Genomic DNA, 17,857 nt, shown 5'->3' with positions numbered 1-17,857 from the left:
GTTTGTGCCATCATAATGAAGAGAAATGATTAAGTCACCTACATGAAACACGCAATCAATACTTGGGATTTCCACTTTCACTCGAATTTATCGGATGGCGCCCATTCGCCTGAAGAATTAGCCGAATTCTGCGTTGCCGCAGGTATCACTGCAGCGGCACTAACTGATCACGATACAACAGCCGGTATTGAGCGCTTTCGCGCTGCCGCTGGAGATCGCTTTCAAGTGATCAGCGGCATCGAGTTATCATCGCGCTGGCAACGACAAAATATTCATGTTGTGGGTCTTGGCTTTGATGTCACGCATTCGGCCATTCTAGAAATGATTGATCTACAGACGTCGTTGCGAAACGAACGTAACGCGAAGATTGCTAACCGTTTGAATAAGTTGGTAGGCGGCGATCATGACATCCTTGCAATGGCTCAGGAGCTTTCCGGAGAAGGGCAGTTATGCCGGCCACATTTCGCCCAAGTTGTTGTTAATCTTGGCTTAGTGAATGATACAGGTAGGGTCTTTGATCGTTGGTTGGGTAACGGCAAGCCAGCGGCCGCGAGCATTGAGTGGCCTGATATCAGTGCAGTGGTTGAAGCAATTTCAGCGGCGGGTGGCTTTGCCGTGATTGCCCACCCAATGCATTACAAAATGACCCGCAGCAAACTGGAGTCGTTGATGGCTGATTTCGCAGAATGCGGCGGTCAAGCCATCGAAGTGGCAACACCTGATCTACAATTAAACGGTGTGCAGTCCCTGATCGACCGAGCGGCTAAATATGGGCTGATTGCGTCGGGAGGTAGTGACTTCCATAATAGTTCTTGGGGTGGCCGCGGGGTGGGAAGATTTCCGCAGTTGCCCGAAAATACGGCAAGTGTTGTATCTGCCCTCGTAGCAGGAGAAGCATTATGAGTCAGTTTTTCCAAATTCACCCCGATAACCCGCAGCTCCGCTTGGTTCGTCAAGCCGTTGCCATCATGCGAGATGGCGGAGTTATTGCCTATCCAACGGATTCCGGTTATGCGTTGGGTTGTATGTTGGGTCGCAAGCGCGCGATTGAACGGATCCGTCGAATTCGTGGCTTAGATAGCAAGCATCCGCTGACCTTGGTCTGCGGTGACCTGTCGTCAGTTGGGGTGTATGCCAAGGTCGATAACACGGATTATCGAATGTTAAAAGCCGCTATGCCCGGCGCGTTCACCTTTATTCTCAATGCTACCACCGAAGTCCCTCGACAGATGATGCATCCAAAGCGACGCACCATTGGTATTCGCGTGCCGGATAATGCGATATCACAGGCGTTACTGCTAGAGTTGGGCGAGCCGATTATTAGCACCACGATGATTCCACCCAATGAAAATGACGCGCTGTTCGACCCGATAGAAATTCGTGAACGCTGGGAACATGAATTAGACCTCATCATTGACGGCGGCTCCGTTCCTCCCGAGGAAACGACGATGATTGATCTAACGTCACATGTTCCGGAATTGATTCGAAGGGGTGCGGGCGACTGGACGCCATTTTTCGCTGACGAGCCCGCTTAAAATCGGTACACTCATAGATATCTCAACAAAGGGTGCTGGCGTGGACAACGAAACCGATGACGGAGTAATCGTCGCAGGAGCGACTGTTACAGAATTGCCAAAGGATCTTTTTATACCTCCCGATGCGCTGAAGGTGATCTTGGAATCGTTCCAAGGTCCGCTGGATCTGCTTTTATACCTCATTCGCAAGCAAAACATCGACATACTCGACATCAACGTCGCTGAGATCACTCGCCAGTACATGTCTTATATTGAGATGATGCATAGCCTTGAGCTTGAGTTGGCTTCTGAATACTTAGTGATGGCGGCAACACTGGCTGAAATCAAATCAAGAATGCTGTTGCCCCGGAGTTCCGAGCACGACGACGATGATGAAGATCCTCGGGCAGCATTGATCCGCCGTTTACAGGAGTATGAACGATTTAAGGCTGCGGCGTTGCGAATAGATAACCTTCCTAGAGTGGGTAGAGAAATTTATTTAGCCGAACCAGCGAGCTACGCGCCAATCGTTGAGCGAGCTCACCCCGATGTCTATCTAGGTGAGTTGAGTCTGGCCTTCGCGGAAGCGTTGAAGCGTGCCAGCATGTTTGAATCACATCAGGTTGCTCGCGAACAGCTGAGTACCCGTGAGCGGATGTCGCAGATTCTCGACCGCCTTGCGGGGCGCACCGAACTCTCACGCTTTAGCGATTTGTTTGACGGACGCGAAGGGCGGCAGGGGGTCGTGGTGACATTCCTTGCTATCATGGAGCTGATCAAAGAGTCACTTCTGGATATCGTGCAATCTGAGCAGTATGGTGAAATTCGCGTTAAACGACGTCAGGAGGACGTTTTCAATGGATAAACTTACCCGCGCAAATATTGTTGAGGCGCTCATATTTACCTCCGACGAGCCCGTCAGTAAAGAGCGAATGAAACGCGTATTCGGCGATGCGCCGCCCACCTCTGCAGAGTTGGATGAATCGCTCGCAATTATTACTGAGCGACAGTGCGGTGGAGTTCAGCTCCAAAGGGTAGCCAGTGGCTGGCGTTTCGCAGCCATCGACGAAGCAATCCCGTATCTCTCTACTCAGCACGAGGAGCGTCCGCAAAAATATTCTCGCGCAATGCTGGAAACTCTCGCATTAATAGCGTATAAGCAGCCCCTCACACGGGGTGAGATTGAAGACGTTCGCGGGGTAGCCGTTAGTTCGCACATTATGAGAACACTTAGTGAGCGCGGATGGGTGAAAGTTGTCGGTCACAAAGAGGTGCCAGGCAGACCCTCTCTCTACGCAACGACGCCGGCTTTCTTAGATTATTTCAACCTGAGATCGCTAAGTGAGCTACCTTCATTAGACGAGCTTCGTGATTTAGAAGAAATCGGCCGTGATGTATTCACGAGTGCTGAGATTACTGATGATTATACTAGCGTGACGCACGAAAGTGCCGATTACGCCCTAAACGAGGAAAACTAAGCCAGATGAATAATGGCGAGAAGATTCAAAAGGCACTAGCAGCTAGCGGTGTCGCGTCACGACGTGAGGTCGAACGCATGATTGCTGACGGTAAGATTACCGTTGATGGCGAACAGGCTCACGTGGGAATGCGCATTAGTGGTACAGAGCGTATCGAAGTTGAGGGTAAACGAGTTCGTCTAGCAACATTGGATCGACGCCGCGTTATTCTCTATCACAAACGTGAAGGCGAGGTATGTACGCGTAAGGACCCTGAGGGTCGCCCGACCGTTTTTTCCAACCTGCCATCGATTAATGGCGAGCGCTGGATTAGTGTTGGTCGTTTAGATATTAACACCAGTGGGTTGCTGTTGTTCACCAATGACGGGGAGCTAGCGAATCGTTTGATGCACCCGCGTTATAATATGGATCGTGAATACGCGGTTCGGGTCCACGGTGATGTAACCGATGAGATGCTGGGTAGGCTGAAAGAGGGCGTCTGGCTAGAAGATGGTATGGCCAAGTTCACCGATATCCGTAAAGGTAACAATGAAACTGAAGGCCGTAATAGCTGGTTTTACTGTGCGTTATTAGAGGGCCGAAACCGTGAGGTTCGCCGTCTTTGGGAGTCGCAGGAGGTCGAGGTAAGCCGATTGAAGCGGGTTCGCTATGGGCCGGTATTTATTCCGTCGCACCTAACACAAGGTTCTTGGTTGGAGTTGCCGCCTCAGGACGTGTCGGTGTTGCTGCGCGAAGTGGAGCTCCACGGCGAGAAGCACAAGCTTACTCCGGACCAGTTAGCGCAGTTTAAACGGCAAAATACCCGTCTACGCCGCAAGGCTGAGCGAAGCAAGAAGCCCAAGCGTTAGATGATATCGCGATGACGTTCAGCTACTAAAATGGTTGCAGAGCGTTACCGAGAGGGCGCTACCGAGTATTAAAAGAAAGCGAGCTAGTAGCTCGCTTTTTTTGTGTCTTAAAGTTAGCCGTTGAGTGCTCAGTAACTCAACTGTTCACCTGACACGCCAATGCTATCGTCGCTAAGAAGAAACAGATACCAGGGCATGAGTTCCTCTGGACTTTTCACCGATGCTGGATTCTCAGCAGGGTAGGCGCCTGCGCGCATGGCGGTGCGGGTAGCACCCGGATTGAAAGTATTACAGCGAACATTGGAGATGCCGTCGAGTTCATCCGCTAACGTGAGCGCCAAACCCTCCGTCGCGAATTTTGAAACACCATAGGCTCCCCAGTGAGCGCGGGCTGTTCGGCCGACACTGGAGGAGGTGAAGATTAGCGAGCTATGCGCTGGGATTTCAAGTAGCGGCAGCATGGCTTTACTGAGCAAGAAGGTCGAATTAACGTTCACCTGCATCACCCGTTGCCAGGTTTCCGCAGGATAGTTGGTAATAGGCGATCGACGACCGAGTAGCGAGGCATTGTGAACAAGGCCGTCTAGCCGACCATACTCGGCCTCGATGGATGCGGCAAGGGTGTTGTAGTCATCCTCTTGGGCGCCGCTTAAATCGAAGGCTAAGATGGCAGGCTCGGGGGCGCCAAGTGCGCAAATCTCGTCATAGATCTGCTCAAGCTTGGCGGTGGTTCTACCCAGCAATAACACCGTTGCTCCGTGCTTGGCGGCAGTCAGGCTCAAGGATTTCCCGATGCCGTCGCCGGCGCCGGTAACTAAGATTACACGATTCTTCAGGCAGTCTTCGCCGGGCTGATAGTTTGGATCGAGTTTTGTCATTAGGATTCTGGTCGCTTGGTATGGAACATGTAGTTTACATCAAGATCATTTGGATTGAGCTTGTACTGCTTAGTAAACGGGTTGTAGGTTAGGCCCGTGCTGTCAATGAGCGTTAGTTTCGCATCGCGAAGGGCGCTCGCAAGCTCAGACGGTTTGATGAACTTACTGTATTCGTGGGTGCCTTTAGGGAGCATCTGCAGGACGTATTCTGCACCGACGATGGCGAACATATACGACTTAGGGTTGCGGTTAAGGGTTGAGAAAAACACGTGTCCTCCTGGCTTTACCAGTTTGGCGCAGGCGCGCACAATCGAGGCGGGGTCGGGGACATGCTCAAGCATCTCCATGCAAGTGACGACGTCGAAACTTGCTGGCATTTCCTCGGCTAGCTCTTCAACGGGTACTTGGCGGTAGTCTATCTCTAGGCCAGTTTCGAGGGCATGTAATTTAGCAACACTAAGCGGTGCTTCACCCATATCAATGCCCATGCTCACGCTGCCGCGCTGAACGCAGGCCTCCGTAAGTAAACCGCCGCCGCAACCTACATCTAAATGGCGCTTGCCTGGGAGGCGAGTGCGCTCATCGATATAATTGGCACGCAAGGGATTAATTTGGTGTAACGGCTTGAATTCGCTATTCGGGTCCCACCATTTGTGAGCAAGTTGTTCAAATTTTGCAATTTCACTAGGGTCGACATTCAGCGGTGTTTTTTCCACGCGTCTTTCCTCTTGTTAATGTCAGTTTTAGGCACAGTCTACACCTTTATTTGCCTAGCATCAGCTCCAAAACGATAGACCTTACATTGACGTGCCAATTACCCTGAAAAAGGGTATGAAAAAGAATGAGTTATGGTACACTAAAATTCATATTCTAAGCGTTGCAGCGTCAGCCCTATATTCAAATAATGACGGGCGTTCAAAGCCACGTATTCAACCACAATAAGGAAACTCTTATCAGATGGGTGAGTTAGCACAAGAAGTACTGCCAATTAACATTGAGGATGAACTGAAACAAAGTTACCTCGATTACGCAATGAGTGTCATTGTCGGGCGTGCATTGCCTGACGTTCGCGATGGAATGAAGCCAGTTCATCGTCGCGTTTTGTTCGCGATGAGCGAACTAAAAAATGACTTCAACAAGCCGTACAAAAAGTCGGCACGTGTTGTCGGTGACGTTATCGGTAAGTATCACCCTCACGGTGACTCTGCTGTTTACGACACAATTGTTCGAATGGCTCAGCCTTTTTCGCTTCGCTATCCGCTCGTTGATGGTCAGGGTAACTTTGGTTCGATTGATGGTGATAATGCTGCTGCAATGCGTTACACCGAAGTTCGAATGGCTAAGGTGGCACATGAGCTGCTGGCTGATTTGGATAAAGAGACAGTTGATTTCGTGCCTAACTACGACGGCACAGAGCATATTCCCGCTGTACTGCCAACTCGTATTCCTAACTTGCTGGTTAATGGCGCCTCCGGTATCGCGGTGGGCATGGCGACCAATATTCCGCCCCACAACCTAAAGGAAGTCGTTGGCGCCTGTTTGCACCTTATTGAGAATCCTCACGCTACCATCGAAGAATTAATGGAGTTTGTTCCAGGTCCTGATTTCCCAACCGCGGCAATCATTAATGGCCGTGCAGGCATCGTTGAGGCTTACCGAACGGGCCGCGGTCGTATTCGAATCCGTGCTCAGGCTGATGTGGAAACGAACGATAAAACGGGCCGTGACACAATTGTTGTTAACGAGATCCCTTACCAGGTTAACAAAGCTCGCTTGATCGAAAAGATCGCGGAGCTGGTGAAGGATAAAAAGCTCGAAGGTATTTCTGAGCTGCGCGATGAGTCGGATAAAGACGGCTTGCGCATCGTGATTGAACTGAAGCGCGGTGAGCAGGGTGATATCGTCCTGAATAACCTGTTTAAGCAAACTCAGCTCGAAACGGTATTTGGTATCAATATGGTGGCATTGGCTGACGGCCAACCGCAGACCTTAAACCTTCATCAGATGCTGACGCACTTTATTCGTCACCGCCAAGAAGTCGTCACTCGCCGTACGGTTTACTTGCTTCGTAAAGCCCGAGAACGAGGTCATATCCTTGAAGGTTATGCGGTGGCTTTGGCGAACATCGACCCTATTATTAAGGTGATTCGTAACTCACCATCGCCTTCTGAAGCTAAGGTGTTGTTGCTAGAACAGTACTGGGATGCAAGTGCTATTAATGCAATGCTTGCGAGCGCCGGTACGACCGATTCACGCCCAGACGGTTTAGCGCCAGAGTTTGGCCTAAGCGAGAAGGGTTATAAGCTATCTCCTGTCCAAGCTCAGGCTATCCTAGAGCTTCGTTTACACCGCTTAACGGGTATGGAACATGACAAGCTAATTGGTGAATATAAAGAGAAGTTGGCACAGATTGCTCGCTTCCTTGAGATCCTAGGTTCTAAAGAAGAGCTAATGGGTGTTATTCAGCAGGAGCTAACAGCCATTACCGAAGAGTACGGTGATGACAGACGCTCAGTGATTCAAGCCTCTACACATGATTTGAATGTGGAAGACCTTATCGCTCCAGAGGAGCGCGTGGTGACGATCTCTCACCAGGGTTATGCAAAGACGCAATCCTTAGGCGACTACCAAGCGCAGCGTCGAGGTGGTATGGGTAAAAGTGCCACAGCGGTCAAGGATGAAGATTTCGTTCAGCATTTGACCATTGCAAACACGCATACCATGATGCTCTTCTTCACTAACCTGGGTAAAGTTTACTGGCTCAAAGTGTTCCAGATCCCACTGGCGTCCCGTGGCGCACGTGGCCGCCCAATGGTTAACTTGCTCAACCTTGACGAAGGTGAGCGCGTGACTTCCATGTTGCCAGTTGAAGAGTATACCGAAGATCAGTTTATTTTCTTCGCGACAGCGAATGGTACGGTTAAAAAGACACCGCTAATGGCGTTCTCACGTCAACGTAGCGTCGGTTTGATTGCCATCGATCTGGTAGAAAATGATGTGCTAGTCTCCACCGCCATTACCGATGGTGCTCAGGATGTCATGCTGCTCTCCAGTGAAGGGAAGTCAGTCCGTTTCCGTGAGTCGGACGTTCGTTCTATGGGTCGTACCGCTAAAGGTGTTCGTGGTATTCGTTTGCCAGAAGAACACTCGGTGCTTTCGATGATTATTCCTGAAGAGAACGGCTACATTTTAACTGTTTCTGAGAATGGTTATGGTAAACGAACTGCAGTGACTGAATACCCCTGTAAGGGACGCGGTGGTAAAGGTGTTATCGCCATGACCTGCAGTGAGCGTAACGGTTCAGTCGTTGGTGCGGTTCAGGTGAAGTCTGGTGACGAGATTATGTTGATTTCAGATCAGGGCACGCTTATTCGTACCCGAACTGATGAGATTTCTCAGTCTGGCCGTAACACTCAGGGTGTTCGTGTTATCCGAGTTAAGGGTGATGAGAATCTTGTCTCAATGGCTCGCATCGATGAATCTCAGATTCAAGAGGAACTACCGCCGGAAGAAGACGCTGAAGACTCAGTATCGACTACGCCAGTGGGTGACTCTGATGCGCCAGCTGCTGACGGTGAATCGTCGAACGAATCAGACGTAAGTTCTGACTAATGTTTTAGCCTGACGGAGGTATCGTGAGGGCGTTTAATTTTTGTGCGGGGCCGGCCTCGCTGCCAACAGCGGTACTCGAACAGGCTCAGGCAGAGCTACTCGACTACCAATCGTCGGGTGTTTCAATTATGGAGGTCAGCCATCGCGGCGACCTTTTTATGTCGGTGTTGGCAAGCGCTAAAGCTCGCCTTCGCCGTCTGATGAAGCTTCCTGAGTCACATGACATCCTCTTTATGCAGGGTGGAGCAACGGCTCAGTTTTCACTAATTCCTAGTCATTTTCTTCACGGTGTTGGCGCTTATGTCAATTCGGGTCAGTGGTCGATCAAGGCTATTGAGGCCGCGAAGCGTTTCGGTGATGTTCAGGTTTTGGCCTCAAGTGAAGAGGCTAACTTCAGTTACATGCCTCCTCAGGCTAGCTGGGATAAGCTTTCAGCGAATGCGGATTATCTTCACTACACACCGAATGAGACCATTGGTGGGGTGCGAAGTCCGTTCATTCCTCAGGTTGATGTGCCGCTTATTGCCGACTTTTCATCGTCTATTCTCAGTGAGACTATCGATGCTTCCAAATTCGACTTTATTTATGCAGGTGCGCAGAAGAATATTGGACCTGCGGGCGTTGTAGTCGTAATTGTAAAGCGCGAACTACTCAAGACGGCCAGAGAACAGGCTTCTCCAGTCTTCGATTACAGCAAAATGTTGTCGGCTGACTCGATGGTTAATACGCCACCGACCTATAGTATCTATCTAGCAGACTTAGTTTTTAAGTGGTTGGAGGAGCAAGGTGGTGTGAGTGCCATGGAAGCGATTAATAATCAGAAAGCAGCTAGTCTGTATGATTGTATTGATAACTCTGGCTTCTATCGTAATCCCGTTGCGCTCTCGGATCGGTCAAAAATGAATGTGCCATTTATCCTGGCTGATGATCGTCTCGATGCAACCTTCCTTGCGGAATCGGAGGCTGCAGGCCTTAAGAGCCTTGCCGGCCACCGTTCAGTGGGGGGAATGCGTGCAAGTCTTTACAATGCGATGCCGTTATCAGGCGTTAATGCACTAACAGAATTCATGCGCGACTTTGAACGTCGCTACGGTTAAAAATTATGTCTACGGAAAATGAACTCAAAGGCCTTCGCGAGAATATTGACGCGATTGATAGCCAGCTTATCGAGCTAATTAGCGAACGCGCTAAGTGTGCCGAGAAAGTGGCAGAAGTTAAATCAAAGGCGAGCGATAACGAGGTTGCACTGTTTTATCGCCCAGAGCGCGAAGCTCAGGTTCTTCGCTCGGTGATGGAACGCAATCCAGGCCCGTTTTCTAATGAAGAGCTGGCGCGTTTATTTCGCGAAATTATGTCGTCATGCCTAGCGTTGGAACAGCCTATTCGTGTGGCATTCTTGGGCCCAGAGGGCACCTTCACCCAGCAGGCGGCTATTAAACACTTCGGTAAGTCTGCCGTGGCTAGGCCAATGGGAGCCATTGATGAGGTTTTCCGTGAAGTTGCCGCGGGTGCAGTGAACTATGGAGTAGTACCGGTGGAGAATTCCACTGAAGGTGTTGTTAATCACACCTTAGATAACTTCATTGAGTCGTCAGTGCGGATTTGTGGTGAGGTCGAGCTTCGTATTCACCATCATTTATTGGTTGCTGACACCACCAAGATTAAGCAAATCTCGCGTGTTTATTCACATGCTCAGTCTTTCGCTCAGTGTCGAAAATGGTTGGATGCTAATTATCCAACCGTCGAGCGGGTAGCGGTTAATTCGAATGCCGAGGCGGCGAAGCGAATTAAGAGCGAGTGGCATTCAGCTGCTATTGCGGGTGATATGGCTCAAGAGCTCTACGATCTTCAACCCATCGAAGAGAAGATTGAAGACCACCCAGATAACACGACACGCTTCCTAATTATTGGTTCAGAAGCGGTGGCTCCTAGTGGTAACGATAAGACTTCGATTGTCGTGTCTCTGCGCAACAAGCCCGGAGCGCTGCATGATTTGCTGCGCCCGTTCTATGAGAATGGTATTGATCTGACTCGCGTGGAAACTCGACCGTCTCGCAATGCGAAGTGGACGTATATTTTCTTCGTTGACTTCATCGGCCACAGCGAAGACGCGGTGGTAAAGTCTGTACTTGAGTCAATTGCGGCGAATTCGGGCGATCTTCGTATTTTAGGCTCTTACCCAATCGCGGTGCTATGAGCTCAGAACCTACATTACCTACCGTAGGTGTTCTCGGTCTTGGGATGATGGGGGCGTCGCTAGCAGCGGCGCTTAGCCAGCGCGGTTATCGAGTTTTTGGCTTTGATAATCATGCTGAGTCACTGCTCGAGGCTGAGCAGATTGGTTTAATTTCAGGTCCACTGGATCTTGCTGCAAAGCAGTTAGTGAAAGGCGATGTGTTCATCATCGCTATTCCGGTTCTAGCGGTTGCGAAGTATTCCTCGCTCATTTGTAAGCTACTCGAACGCGGTGTTGTTGTTACCGATATTTGCTCAACTAAGGGCTATTTGGCCGATCTCTTCGCTGATGTTCAGGGTAGTGAGAATCTGGTGTTAGGGCATCCTATCGCGGGTTCAGAGCGGGCTGGTGTGGCCAATGCCGAGCCCACACTATTCGAAGAACAAAGTGTCATTCTAACTCCGGTAGACAATACGACCGACGAAGCCTTATCTGTCGTTAGAAAGCTATGGCATCAAATTGGTGCTAAATCCGCCGTGATGACAGTGGAAGAGCACGATCAAATCTTAGCCGCGACGAGTCACCTGCCGCATTTCTTGGCGTTTTCGTTGGTGGATACGCTTGCTGGTGATGCGCAAAATCGGAAGATATTTCAATATGCCGCTGGAGGCTTTCGCGATTTTACGCGTATCGCCGCTAGTGATTCTCGCATGTGGCATGACATCGCTCAGACCAATCAGACCGCATTGCTTCAGGCACTTGATAGTGCAATTGAAGGTTTTGGCGCATTACGCGCTATGATTGCAGAGGGTGATTCAAATAAATTAATGGGTGTACTCACTCGCTCGAAAGTCGCTCGCGATCATTTCGGGGCAGTGTTGCAGCAACGTAGTTACAGACAATATAAAGTGGATTCAATGGATTTTATTGCAAAAGCAGGCGGTGCCGTCGTTGGCGATATTCGCGTTCCTGGTGACAAATCAATGTCACACCGATCAATTATGCTTGGCGCGTTAGCCGATGGTGTTACCCATGTGAGTGGTTTCCTCGAGGGCGAAGATGCGCTTGCTACACTGCAGGCATTCCGTGATATGGGAGTTGTTATTGAAGGCCCTGAACGGGGTGAAGTGGTGATTCATGGGGTAGGGATTGATGGTCTATCTCCGCCGCCAAGTGAGCTGTACGTGGGTAACTCAGGTACCACAATTCGCCTACTTTCGGGCTTGCTGGCCGGTCAACAGTTTAGTACGGAGATGTCCGGTGATTCATCGTTGGCTAAGCGCCCGATGCGCCGTGTAACCGTACCTCTCGCTGAGATGGGCGCCGCGATTTCCACCGCCGAGGATGGTACGCCACCGGTACGCATCGCAAAGTCCGTGCAGGGCTTACAGGGAATACATTATGAGCTACCTATCGCTAGCGCTCAGGTTAAGTCCGCCTTGCTACTTGCTGGGCTGTACGCCGATGGCACCACCACCGTTGTGGAGCCAGCGCCAACCCGTGATCACACCGAACGTATGTTGCGTGGCTTCGGTTACCCGGTAGAAACTAATGGCGACACGATTAGCCTTGTTGGCGGTGGGCGTTTGACGGCCTGTGATATTGATGTACCAGCCGATATTTCATCTTCGGCCTTCTTCCTGGTGGCAGCCGCGATTACCCCGGGTTCAGATTTATGGCTTCGTCACGTTGGTGTTAACCCAACGCGAATTGGCGTGATCAACATTCTGCGCGCAATGGGTGCTAATATTAGTGTTGAGAATGAACGTAGCGTGGGTGGTGAGCCAGTCGCCGATTTACATATCCAATACGCGCCACTGAAGGGCATTGATATCCCAGAGGATCAAGTACCGTTGGCGATTGATGAGTTCCCAGTATTATTTATTGCCGCGGCGTGTGCTGAAGGTAAAACCGTCTTAACGGGCGCAGAAGAGCTTCGCGTCAAAGAGTCGGACCGAATTCAAGTTATGGCTGACGGACTCCAGGCACTTGGCGTGAATGCCACAGCTACCCCTGACGGAATGATTATCCACGGTGGTCCAATTGGCGGTGGTGAAGTGGTCAGTCACGATGATCATCGAATTGCGATGGCATTCTCGGTGGCATCACTTCGTGCGAACGACGATATCGTTATTCGCGACTGTGAAAACGTAGCAACGTCCTTTCCTAACTTCGTGGAGCTGTGTGCATCGGTAGGGAAGGCAATAGAGATTGAAAAACATGGTTGATTTTCCCGTAGTATGTATTGATGGTCCTAGTGGTGCCGGTAAGGGCACCGCTGCGGTGATGGTAGCGCAGGCGCTGGGTTACCACCTTTTAGATAGTGGTGCGCTGTACCGTGTAGTGGCAATCGCAGCCGAAAAGCGCGGTGTTAGTCCAACGGACGAAGCGGCTGTGGCGGCTATTGCCCAAACCATGCGTCTTGATTTCGCGGTGAGCAGCGCAGAAGAGCCGGTTCAGGTTCTGCTTGAAGGTGAAAATATCACTGATGAAGTTCGTCTGGAGTCAACGGGAGCAAAAGCCTCAGTGGTAGCACCCCTAAAGGCGGTGCGGGCAGCATTATTGGACTATCAGCGCCACTTCGTTAAGTCACCTGGCTTAGTGGCGGACGGCCGAGATATGGGCACGGTGGTTTTCCCCGAGAGTCACTATAAGATTTTCCTGACCGCTAGTGCGGAAGAGCGTGCCGATAGGCGCTATAAACAGTTGAAAAATAAAGGCGTTAATGTTAGCCTTGCCGCCGTTTTAGAGGATATCCGAATTCGTGATGATCGTGATATGAATCGAGCGACTGCGCCGCTTAAGGCCGCCGCCGATGCATTGACCATCGATTCAACGTCTCTTTCAATCAAAGAAGTCGTTGATTTAATCATTGAATTCGTGGGTTCTCGTTAATTTAACTGTTTTATTTCAGTTGTAGCATGTGCCCTCGTAGTGCCGCTATGACTTTTACTAACCGGACCTTGCAGCGAGGTGCAAGGAAGGGCTAATAACAGCCCGTACAACTATCGTAGGTATACGAATGAGCGAAAATTTCGCTGAGCTTTTTGAAGCGAGCTTGAACGAAGTCAACATGGAACCAGGTTCAATTATCACTGGTGAAATCGTTGCGATTGATAACGACTGGGTAACTGTACACGCTGGCCTTAAGTCAGAAGGTGTCATCCCAAAGAGCCAATTCCTAAACGAAGCCGGTGAATTCACCGCTGTTGTTGGCGAATCAGTTCAAGTCGCGTTGGAAGCAGTAGAAGATGGTTGGGGTGAAACCCGCCTATCACGTGAGAAGGCTAAGCGCGCAGAAGCTTGGACCACTCTTGAAGCTGCTTTCGAAGCAAATGAAGTCGTTAAAGGTATTATTAACGGCAAGGTTAAAGGTGGTTTCACTGTTGACCTAAACTCTATCCGTGCTTTCTTGCCTGGTTCTTTGGTAGACGTTCGCCCAGTGCGCGAAACGACTCACCTAGAAGGCAAAGAGCTTGAGTTTAAAGTAATTAAGCTTGATCAGAAGCGTAACAACGTTGTTGTTTCACGTCGTGCTGTGCTAGAAAGTTCTAACAGCGAAGAACGTGAAGAGCTACTTGCTTCACTTCAGGAAGGCATGGCTGTTAAAGGTATCGTTAAGAACCTTACCGATTACGGTGCTTTCGTTGATCTAGGCGGCGTTGACGGTCTACTACACATCACCGATATGGCTTGGAAGCGCATTAAGCACCCAAGCGAGATCGTGAATGTTGGTGACGAAATCGACGTTAAAGTTCTTAAGTTTGATCGTGAGCGTAACCGTGTTTCTCTTGGCCTTAAGCAATTGGGTGAAGATCCATGGGTATCAATCACTCAGCGTTACCCTGAAGGCGCGCGTACTACAGCAGTTGTTACTAACCTAACTGACTACGGTTGTTTCGCAGAGCTTGAAGAGGGCGTTGAAGGTCTTATCCACGTTTCTGAAATGGATTGGACTAACAAGAACATTCACCCATCTAAGGTTGTTAACGTAGGCGACGAGCTTAACGTTATGGTTCTTGATATCGACGAAGAACGTCGTCGTATCTCGCTTGGTCTCAAGCAGTGTCAAGAAAACCCATGGGATGCATTTGCTTCTCGTTTCGCTAAGGGCGACAAGATTGCTGGTAAGATCAAGTCGATCACTGACTTCGGTATCTTCATCGGTCTAGACGGCAACATTGACGGTCTAGTTCACTTGTCAGATATCTCTTGGCATGAAGCTGGTGAAGAAGCAGTACGTAGCTTCAAGAAGGGCGACGAGATTGAATCTGTGATTCTAGCTATCGACCCTGAGCGTGAGCGTATTTCTTTAGGCATCAAGCAGCTTGAGTCGGATCCGTTTAGCGAGTACGCTACTAAGAACGACAAAGGCAGTATCGTTACAGGTGAAGTGGTATCTGTAGACGCTAAAGCCGCTACTATCAAGCTAGCTGACGACGTTGAAGGTGTTCTAAAAGCATCTGAACTAAGCCGCGAGAAAGTAGAAGACGCTCGTAACGTTATTAAAGAAGGCGAGTCTCTAGAAGTTAAGATTGTTAGCATCGATCGAAAGAACCGTGCTATCGCTCTCTCTATCAAAGCGAAAGAAGTTGATGACGAGAAAGCAGCAATCAAAGAGCACCGCTCAAGCGGAAGCGATACATTAGCTCCAGCAACTATCGGTGACCTTATCAAGGCACAGATGGCTAGCAAGGACTAATGACTACTTGGGTGCTTCGGCACCCAATGCTAGCGCTCTCGCCCTGAATTCGAAGTATTTCGTCTAATGAGGGTTAGTGAAATGGCAATGACAAAATCCGAGCTCATCGAGCGGATTGCAGAACGCCAATCTCAAATGTCCGTTAAAGATGTTGAGTTGGCAGTTAAGACAATCCTTGAGACGATGTCTCAAATGCTTGCTGAGGGAGACCGAATCGAAATTCGCGGCTTTGGTAGCTTTTCGCTCCATTACCGTGCTCCTCGAGTCGGGCGTAATCCTAAGACCGGTGAGGCCGTAAGTTTGTCGGGCAAATTTGTCCCGCACTTTAAGCCAGGTAAGGAAATGCGTGATCGTGTTAATATCATTCAGTGACTAGCTAGTGTCAGATGACCAAAAAAGCGGTATGATTCATTTCATACCGCTTTTTTATTTTCAGAAAAGAGATTTACTATGCAGCGTTTCTTCAAAGCATTACGAAAATGGTTTGTTATAGTGGTTTGCATTGCGGCTACGATATTTGCCGCGGCCGTTGTTATGCTTAATGCAGTCACGGTAGAAATTGTTATTCCTCTATTGCAGCAGCCCGTTGATCTACCTCTAGGCGTTGCCCTAATCGGTGCATTTATCTGTGGCTTAGGCGCTAGTCTACTGCTACTGGGTATTGCTGGTACCGGTAATCACTTCAAAGTGAAGCGTTTGCAGCGTGAACTTGACCGAAAGAAGAAAAGTGAGGCATCTCACTAAATGGATATCCAATCCTTCCTTTTGCTAGCGGTCCTATTTGTCGCAGTAGCCATTGGTTGGGTTATGGGTCGTGGTGCTCGAAATGAGAATGAGAGTACCGACGATCAAAGTAATTATTTTCGCGGTTTAAACTATCTTATCGATGAACAACCCGATAGTGCCGTTGATTCATTCATCGAAGCGCTTGAGGTGAACGATCAGACTCTAGAAACACACTTTGTCCTAGGTCAGCTTTTAAGGCGCCAAGGTCAGCCAGACCGTGCAATACGCATTCATCAAAACCTCTTGGCCCGTCCCGGGCTTGATGCAAGCTACCGATTTCGTGCGAAGTATGAGCTCGCCTTAGACTTTTCATCGTCCGGCCTATTTGATCGTGCCGCACGTATTCTGGATGAGCTGGTCTCAGAAAAGAATGAGTACCGCGACTTAGCTGCGCAGAAGCTACTGGGTATTCATCTATCGGAACACGAGTGGGAGGCTGGCGTGCAGCTTATCGATAGGCTGAGTTCACGTCGTCTGAGCCTAAGTAATAAAGCGCGACCTCTACGCAGAGTGAAGAGTCATCTGTGTGCACAGATTGCAGAGGACGCGATTTCATCCGGTAACTTCACTAGCGCCCGAGAGTGGTTGAAACTAGCGAGGGAAGCTGATGCTAACTGCCCCAGGGGTTGGTTTGTTGAAGTTCAATTGGCGCAGGCAGAGGGTAAATTTAGTCAGGCAAAGAAAATACTGGCGAAGGTTATCGATCATGATCGAGCGCGCGTTCCTCACTATCTTAGCTATGCTAATGATCTTTACTATTCAGACCAAGATCTAAATGGCTTTTTAAAATATTTAAGTAATGCCATTAAAGAGGGAGCACCAGAAGTGTTTCAGCTGTTTTACCTACGCACCTTAGTGTCACTAAAAGGACCTGCGGATGCCGAAGTAAAACTTAAGTTGACTGAACTGATGGCTACTACCGCTTCGCTCATTGCAACGAAGCTCTATCTCGATGTGTTGCGTCATGAGCCGAGTGGGCTTGGATCTGAACTAGCACTCGTGCAAAGAGTTATTGCTGAGCGAATAGGGCAGCACAGTTTATTTAAATGCACCAATTGTGGTTTTAAGGGGCACCAGTTGCACTGGAATTGCCCAAGCTGCAAGGAATGGGAAAGCATTGTTTCGAATTACGATGTAGGAGTGAAGTTGTGAACGATGAAAATCGTGTTGTGATAGCGTTAGACTATACGAATGAAACAGATGTACTAGCAATGATAGAACGGTTGGATCCACAACGCTGTCGTCTTAAGGTTGGTAAAGAATTGTTTACCTACTGTGGCCCACAATTGGTCCAGAAGCTCGTAGACCGAGGTTTCGACGTCTTTCTAGATCTTAAGTACCATGATATCCCTAATACGGTAGCGGGTGCCGTAAGCGCTTCTGCGACACTTGGCGTTTGGATGGTAAATGTGCACGCGAGCGGTGGTTTTGCAATGATGAAAGCTGCAGCCGATGCGTTGAAGGATTTGGATAAACGACCGTTGTTGATTGCAGTGACGGTTCTTACTAGTACTGCGCAATCTGATCTTGATCACCTAGATATACCCGGTGCTATCGAGGAACGGGTCCTTCACTATGCAAAGCTTGCAAAGGAAGCGGGGCTAGATGGCGTAGTGTGTTCTGCTCAGGAAGCAAAGCGTCTCAAAGCCGAGTTAGGTTCGGACTTTTTGTTGGTTACGCCAGGGATTCGTCCTTCGGGAGCCGACGCTGGTGATCAACACCGCATTGTTACCCCGGCGAAGGCGATTACGGACGGTAGCGATTTTCTGGTTGTCGGCCGGCCGATTACTCAGGCCGATAATCCACTACAGGTTCTTCATGAAATCAACACAGAAGTGGAGTCGTCACTTCACTGATACTTCG

17 protein-coding genes are annotated in these 17,857 nt (G+C 49.6%); 15 read left to right on the top strand and 2 right to left on the bottom strand.

Features of this window, described 5'->3' with window-relative positions; all coding sequences use genetic code 11:
- Nucleotides 1–42 precede the first annotated feature (42 nt).
- The 5 genes from Q0698_RS07660 to Q0698_RS07640 are packed head-to-tail and all read left to right on the top strand — an operon-like array spanning nt 43 to nt 3,840.
- A complete protein-coding gene (locus Q0698_RS07660; protein WP_298635391.1) occupies nt 43–903 on the top strand; it encodes a PHP domain-containing protein in 861 nt (286 codons plus the stop codon).
- Nucleotides 900–1,535, top strand: coding sequence for an L-threonylcarbamoyladenylate synthase (locus tag Q0698_RS07655; RefSeq protein ID WP_298635388.1), 636 nt, complete (start codon nt 900–902; stop codon nt 1,533–1,535). Before Q0698_RS07660 ends, Q0698_RS07655 begins: the two co-directional genes overlap by 4 nt.
- 40 nt (nt 1,536–1,575) lie before the next feature.
- Nucleotides 1,576–2,379 carry a segregation/condensation protein A gene (locus Q0698_RS07650; protein WP_298635386.1) on the top strand — a complete coding sequence of 268 codons (804 nt, stop codon included), beginning with the start codon at nt 1,576–1,578 and terminating at the stop codon, nt 2,377–2,379.
- The gene (gene scpB, locus Q0698_RS07645) at nt 2,372–2,992 is read left to right on the top strand and encodes an SMC-Scp complex subunit ScpB (protein ID WP_298635384.1); all 621 of its coding nucleotides are present in this window, start codon (nt 2,372–2,374) and stop codon (nt 2,990–2,992) included. Before Q0698_RS07650 ends, scpB begins: the two co-directional genes overlap by 8 nt.
- Before the next feature lie 5 nt (nt 2,993–2,997).
- The gene (locus Q0698_RS07640; protein ID WP_298635381.1) at nt 2,998–3,840 is read left to right on the top strand and encodes a pseudouridine synthase; all 843 of its coding nucleotides are present in this window, start codon (nt 2,998–3,000) and stop codon (nt 3,838–3,840) included.
- A gap of 128 nt (nt 3,841–3,968) precedes the next feature.
- On the opposite strand, the gene Q0698_RS07635 is transcribed toward Q0698_RS07640, so the two are convergent.
- On the bottom strand, nt 3,969–4,718 hold the full coding sequence (locus tag Q0698_RS07635; RefSeq protein WP_298635379.1) for a YciK family oxidoreductase: 750 nt from the start codon (nt 4,716–4,718) through the stop codon (nt 3,969–3,971).
- On the bottom strand, nt 4,718–5,419 hold the full coding sequence (gene ubiG / locus Q0698_RS07630; RefSeq protein WP_298635551.1) for a bifunctional 2-polyprenyl-6-hydroxyphenol methylase/3-demethylubiquinol 3-O-methyltransferase UbiG: 702 nt from the start codon (nt 5,417–5,419) through the stop codon (nt 4,718–4,720). The genes Q0698_RS07635 and ubiG overlap by 1 nt, the downstream gene beginning before the upstream one ends.
- Before the next feature lie 256 nt (nt 5,420–5,675).
- Between ubiG and gyrA the strand changes: the two genes are divergently transcribed.
- The 10 genes from gyrA to pyrF all read left to right on the top strand — a co-directional run bounded on the left by gyrA (nt 5,676) and on the right by pyrF (nt 17,850).
- On the top strand, nt 5,676–8,330 hold the full coding sequence (gyrA, locus tag Q0698_RS07625) for a DNA gyrase subunit A (protein WP_298635377.1): 2,655 nt from the start codon (nt 5,676–5,678) through the stop codon (nt 8,328–8,330).
- Nucleotides 8,331–8,353: 23 nt separating this feature from the next.
- Nucleotides 8,354–9,427 (top strand): 3-phosphoserine/phosphohydroxythreonine transaminase, encoded by a 1,074-nt coding sequence (gene serC / locus Q0698_RS07620; RefSeq protein ID WP_366140304.1) that lies wholly within the window; start codon nt 8,354–8,356, stop codon nt 9,425–9,427.
- Between the two features lie 5 nt (nt 9,428–9,432).
- On the top strand, nt 9,433–10,527 hold the full coding sequence (pheA, locus tag Q0698_RS07615; protein WP_298635375.1) for a prephenate dehydratase: 1,095 nt from the start codon (nt 9,433–9,435) through the stop codon (nt 10,525–10,527).
- A complete protein-coding gene (locus tag Q0698_RS07610; protein WP_298635373.1) occupies nt 10,524–12,734 on the top strand; it encodes a bifunctional prephenate dehydrogenase/3-phosphoshikimate 1-carboxyvinyltransferase in 2,211 nt (736 codons plus the stop codon). The genes pheA and Q0698_RS07610 overlap by 4 nt, the downstream gene beginning before the upstream one ends.
- A complete protein-coding gene (gene cmk, locus Q0698_RS07605; RefSeq protein ID WP_298635371.1) occupies nt 12,727–13,401 on the top strand; it encodes a (d)CMP kinase in 675 nt (224 codons plus the stop codon). The genes Q0698_RS07610 and cmk overlap by 8 nt, the downstream gene beginning before the upstream one ends.
- 127 nt (nt 13,402–13,528) lie before the next feature.
- Entirely contained in the window at nt 13,529–15,208 is a 1,680-nt protein-coding gene (gene rpsA / locus Q0698_RS07600) for a 30S ribosomal protein S1 (RefSeq protein WP_298635368.1), read from the top strand.
- Nucleotides 15,209–15,274: 66 nt separating this feature from the next.
- On the top strand, nt 15,275–15,580 hold the full coding sequence (gene ihfB, locus Q0698_RS07595) for an integration host factor subunit beta (RefSeq protein ID WP_298635366.1): 306 nt from the start codon (nt 15,275–15,277) through the stop codon (nt 15,578–15,580).
- Nucleotides 15,581–15,658: 78 nt separating this feature from the next.
- Nucleotides 15,659–15,952, top strand: coding sequence for a lipopolysaccharide assembly protein LapA domain-containing protein (locus tag Q0698_RS07590; protein WP_298635364.1), 294 nt, complete (start codon nt 15,659–15,661; stop codon nt 15,950–15,952).
- On the top strand, nt 15,953–17,146 hold the full coding sequence (locus Q0698_RS07585; protein WP_298635362.1) for a hypothetical protein: 1,194 nt from the start codon (nt 15,953–15,955) through the stop codon (nt 17,144–17,146).
- On the top strand, nt 17,101–17,850 hold the full coding sequence (pyrF, locus tag Q0698_RS07580) for an orotidine-5'-phosphate decarboxylase (RefSeq protein WP_298635360.1): 750 nt from the start codon (nt 17,101–17,103) through the stop codon (nt 17,848–17,850). The genes Q0698_RS07585 and pyrF overlap by 46 nt, the downstream gene beginning before the upstream one ends.
- The last annotated feature ends 7 nt before the right edge of the window (nt 17,851–17,857 follow it).

The organism is uncultured Umboniibacter sp. (genome assembly GCF_947497555.1).
Lineage (GTDB): Bacteria > Pseudomonadota > Gammaproteobacteria > Pseudomonadales > DSM-25080 > Umboniibacter.
Note: the sequence above shows the minus strand (reverse complement) of the source record. Positions and strands in the feature narration are given on the sequence as shown.

What these genes read in the sequence shown, in the direction of transcription:
- rpsA (WP_298635368.1), top strand. Translation starts at nt 13,529, where the DNA reads ATGAGCGAAAATTTCGCTGAGCTTTTTGAAGCGAGCTTGAACGAAGTC.
- pyrF (WP_298635360.1), top strand. Translation starts at nt 17,101, where the DNA reads ATGGGAAAGCATTGTTTCGAATTACGATGTAGGAGTGAAGTTGTGAAC.
- scpB (WP_298635384.1), top strand. Translation starts at nt 2,372, where the DNA reads ATGGATAAACTTACCCGCGCAAATATTGTTGAGGCGCTCATATTTACC.
- Q0698_RS07610 (WP_298635373.1), top strand. Translation starts at nt 10,524, where the DNA reads ATGAGCTCAGAACCTACATTACCTACCGTAGGTGTTCTCGGTCTTGGG.
- Q0698_RS07585 (WP_298635362.1), top strand. Translation starts at nt 15,953, where the DNA reads ATGGATATCCAATCCTTCCTTTTGCTAGCGGTCCTATTTGTCGCAGTA.
- Q0698_RS07660 (WP_298635391.1), top strand. Translation starts at nt 43, where the DNA reads ATGAAACACGCAATCAATACTTGGGATTTCCACTTTCACTCGAATTTA.
- Q0698_RS07590 (WP_298635364.1), top strand. Translation starts at nt 15,659, where the DNA reads ATGCAGCGTTTCTTCAAAGCATTACGAAAATGGTTTGTTATAGTGGTT.
- pheA (WP_298635375.1), top strand. Translation starts at nt 9,433, where the DNA reads ATGTCTACGGAAAATGAACTCAAAGGCCTTCGCGAGAATATTGACGCG.
- Q0698_RS07640 (WP_298635381.1), top strand. Translation starts at nt 2,998, where the DNA reads ATGAATAATGGCGAGAAGATTCAAAAGGCACTAGCAGCTAGCGGTGTC.
- gyrA (WP_298635377.1), top strand. Translation starts at nt 5,676, where the DNA reads ATGGGTGAGTTAGCACAAGAAGTACTGCCAATTAACATTGAGGATGAA.
- Q0698_RS07635 (WP_298635379.1), bottom strand. Translation starts at nt 4,718, where the DNA reads ATGACAAAACTCGATCCAAACTATCAGCCCGGCGAAGACTGCCTGAAG.
- Q0698_RS07655 (WP_298635388.1), top strand. Translation starts at nt 900, where the DNA reads ATGAGTCAGTTTTTCCAAATTCACCCCGATAACCCGCAGCTCCGCTTG.
- ihfB (WP_298635366.1), top strand. Translation starts at nt 15,275, where the DNA reads ATGAGGGTTAGTGAAATGGCAATGACAAAATCCGAGCTCATCGAGCGG.
- cmk (WP_298635371.1), top strand. Translation starts at nt 12,727, where the DNA reads ATGGTTGATTTTCCCGTAGTATGTATTGATGGTCCTAGTGGTGCCGGT.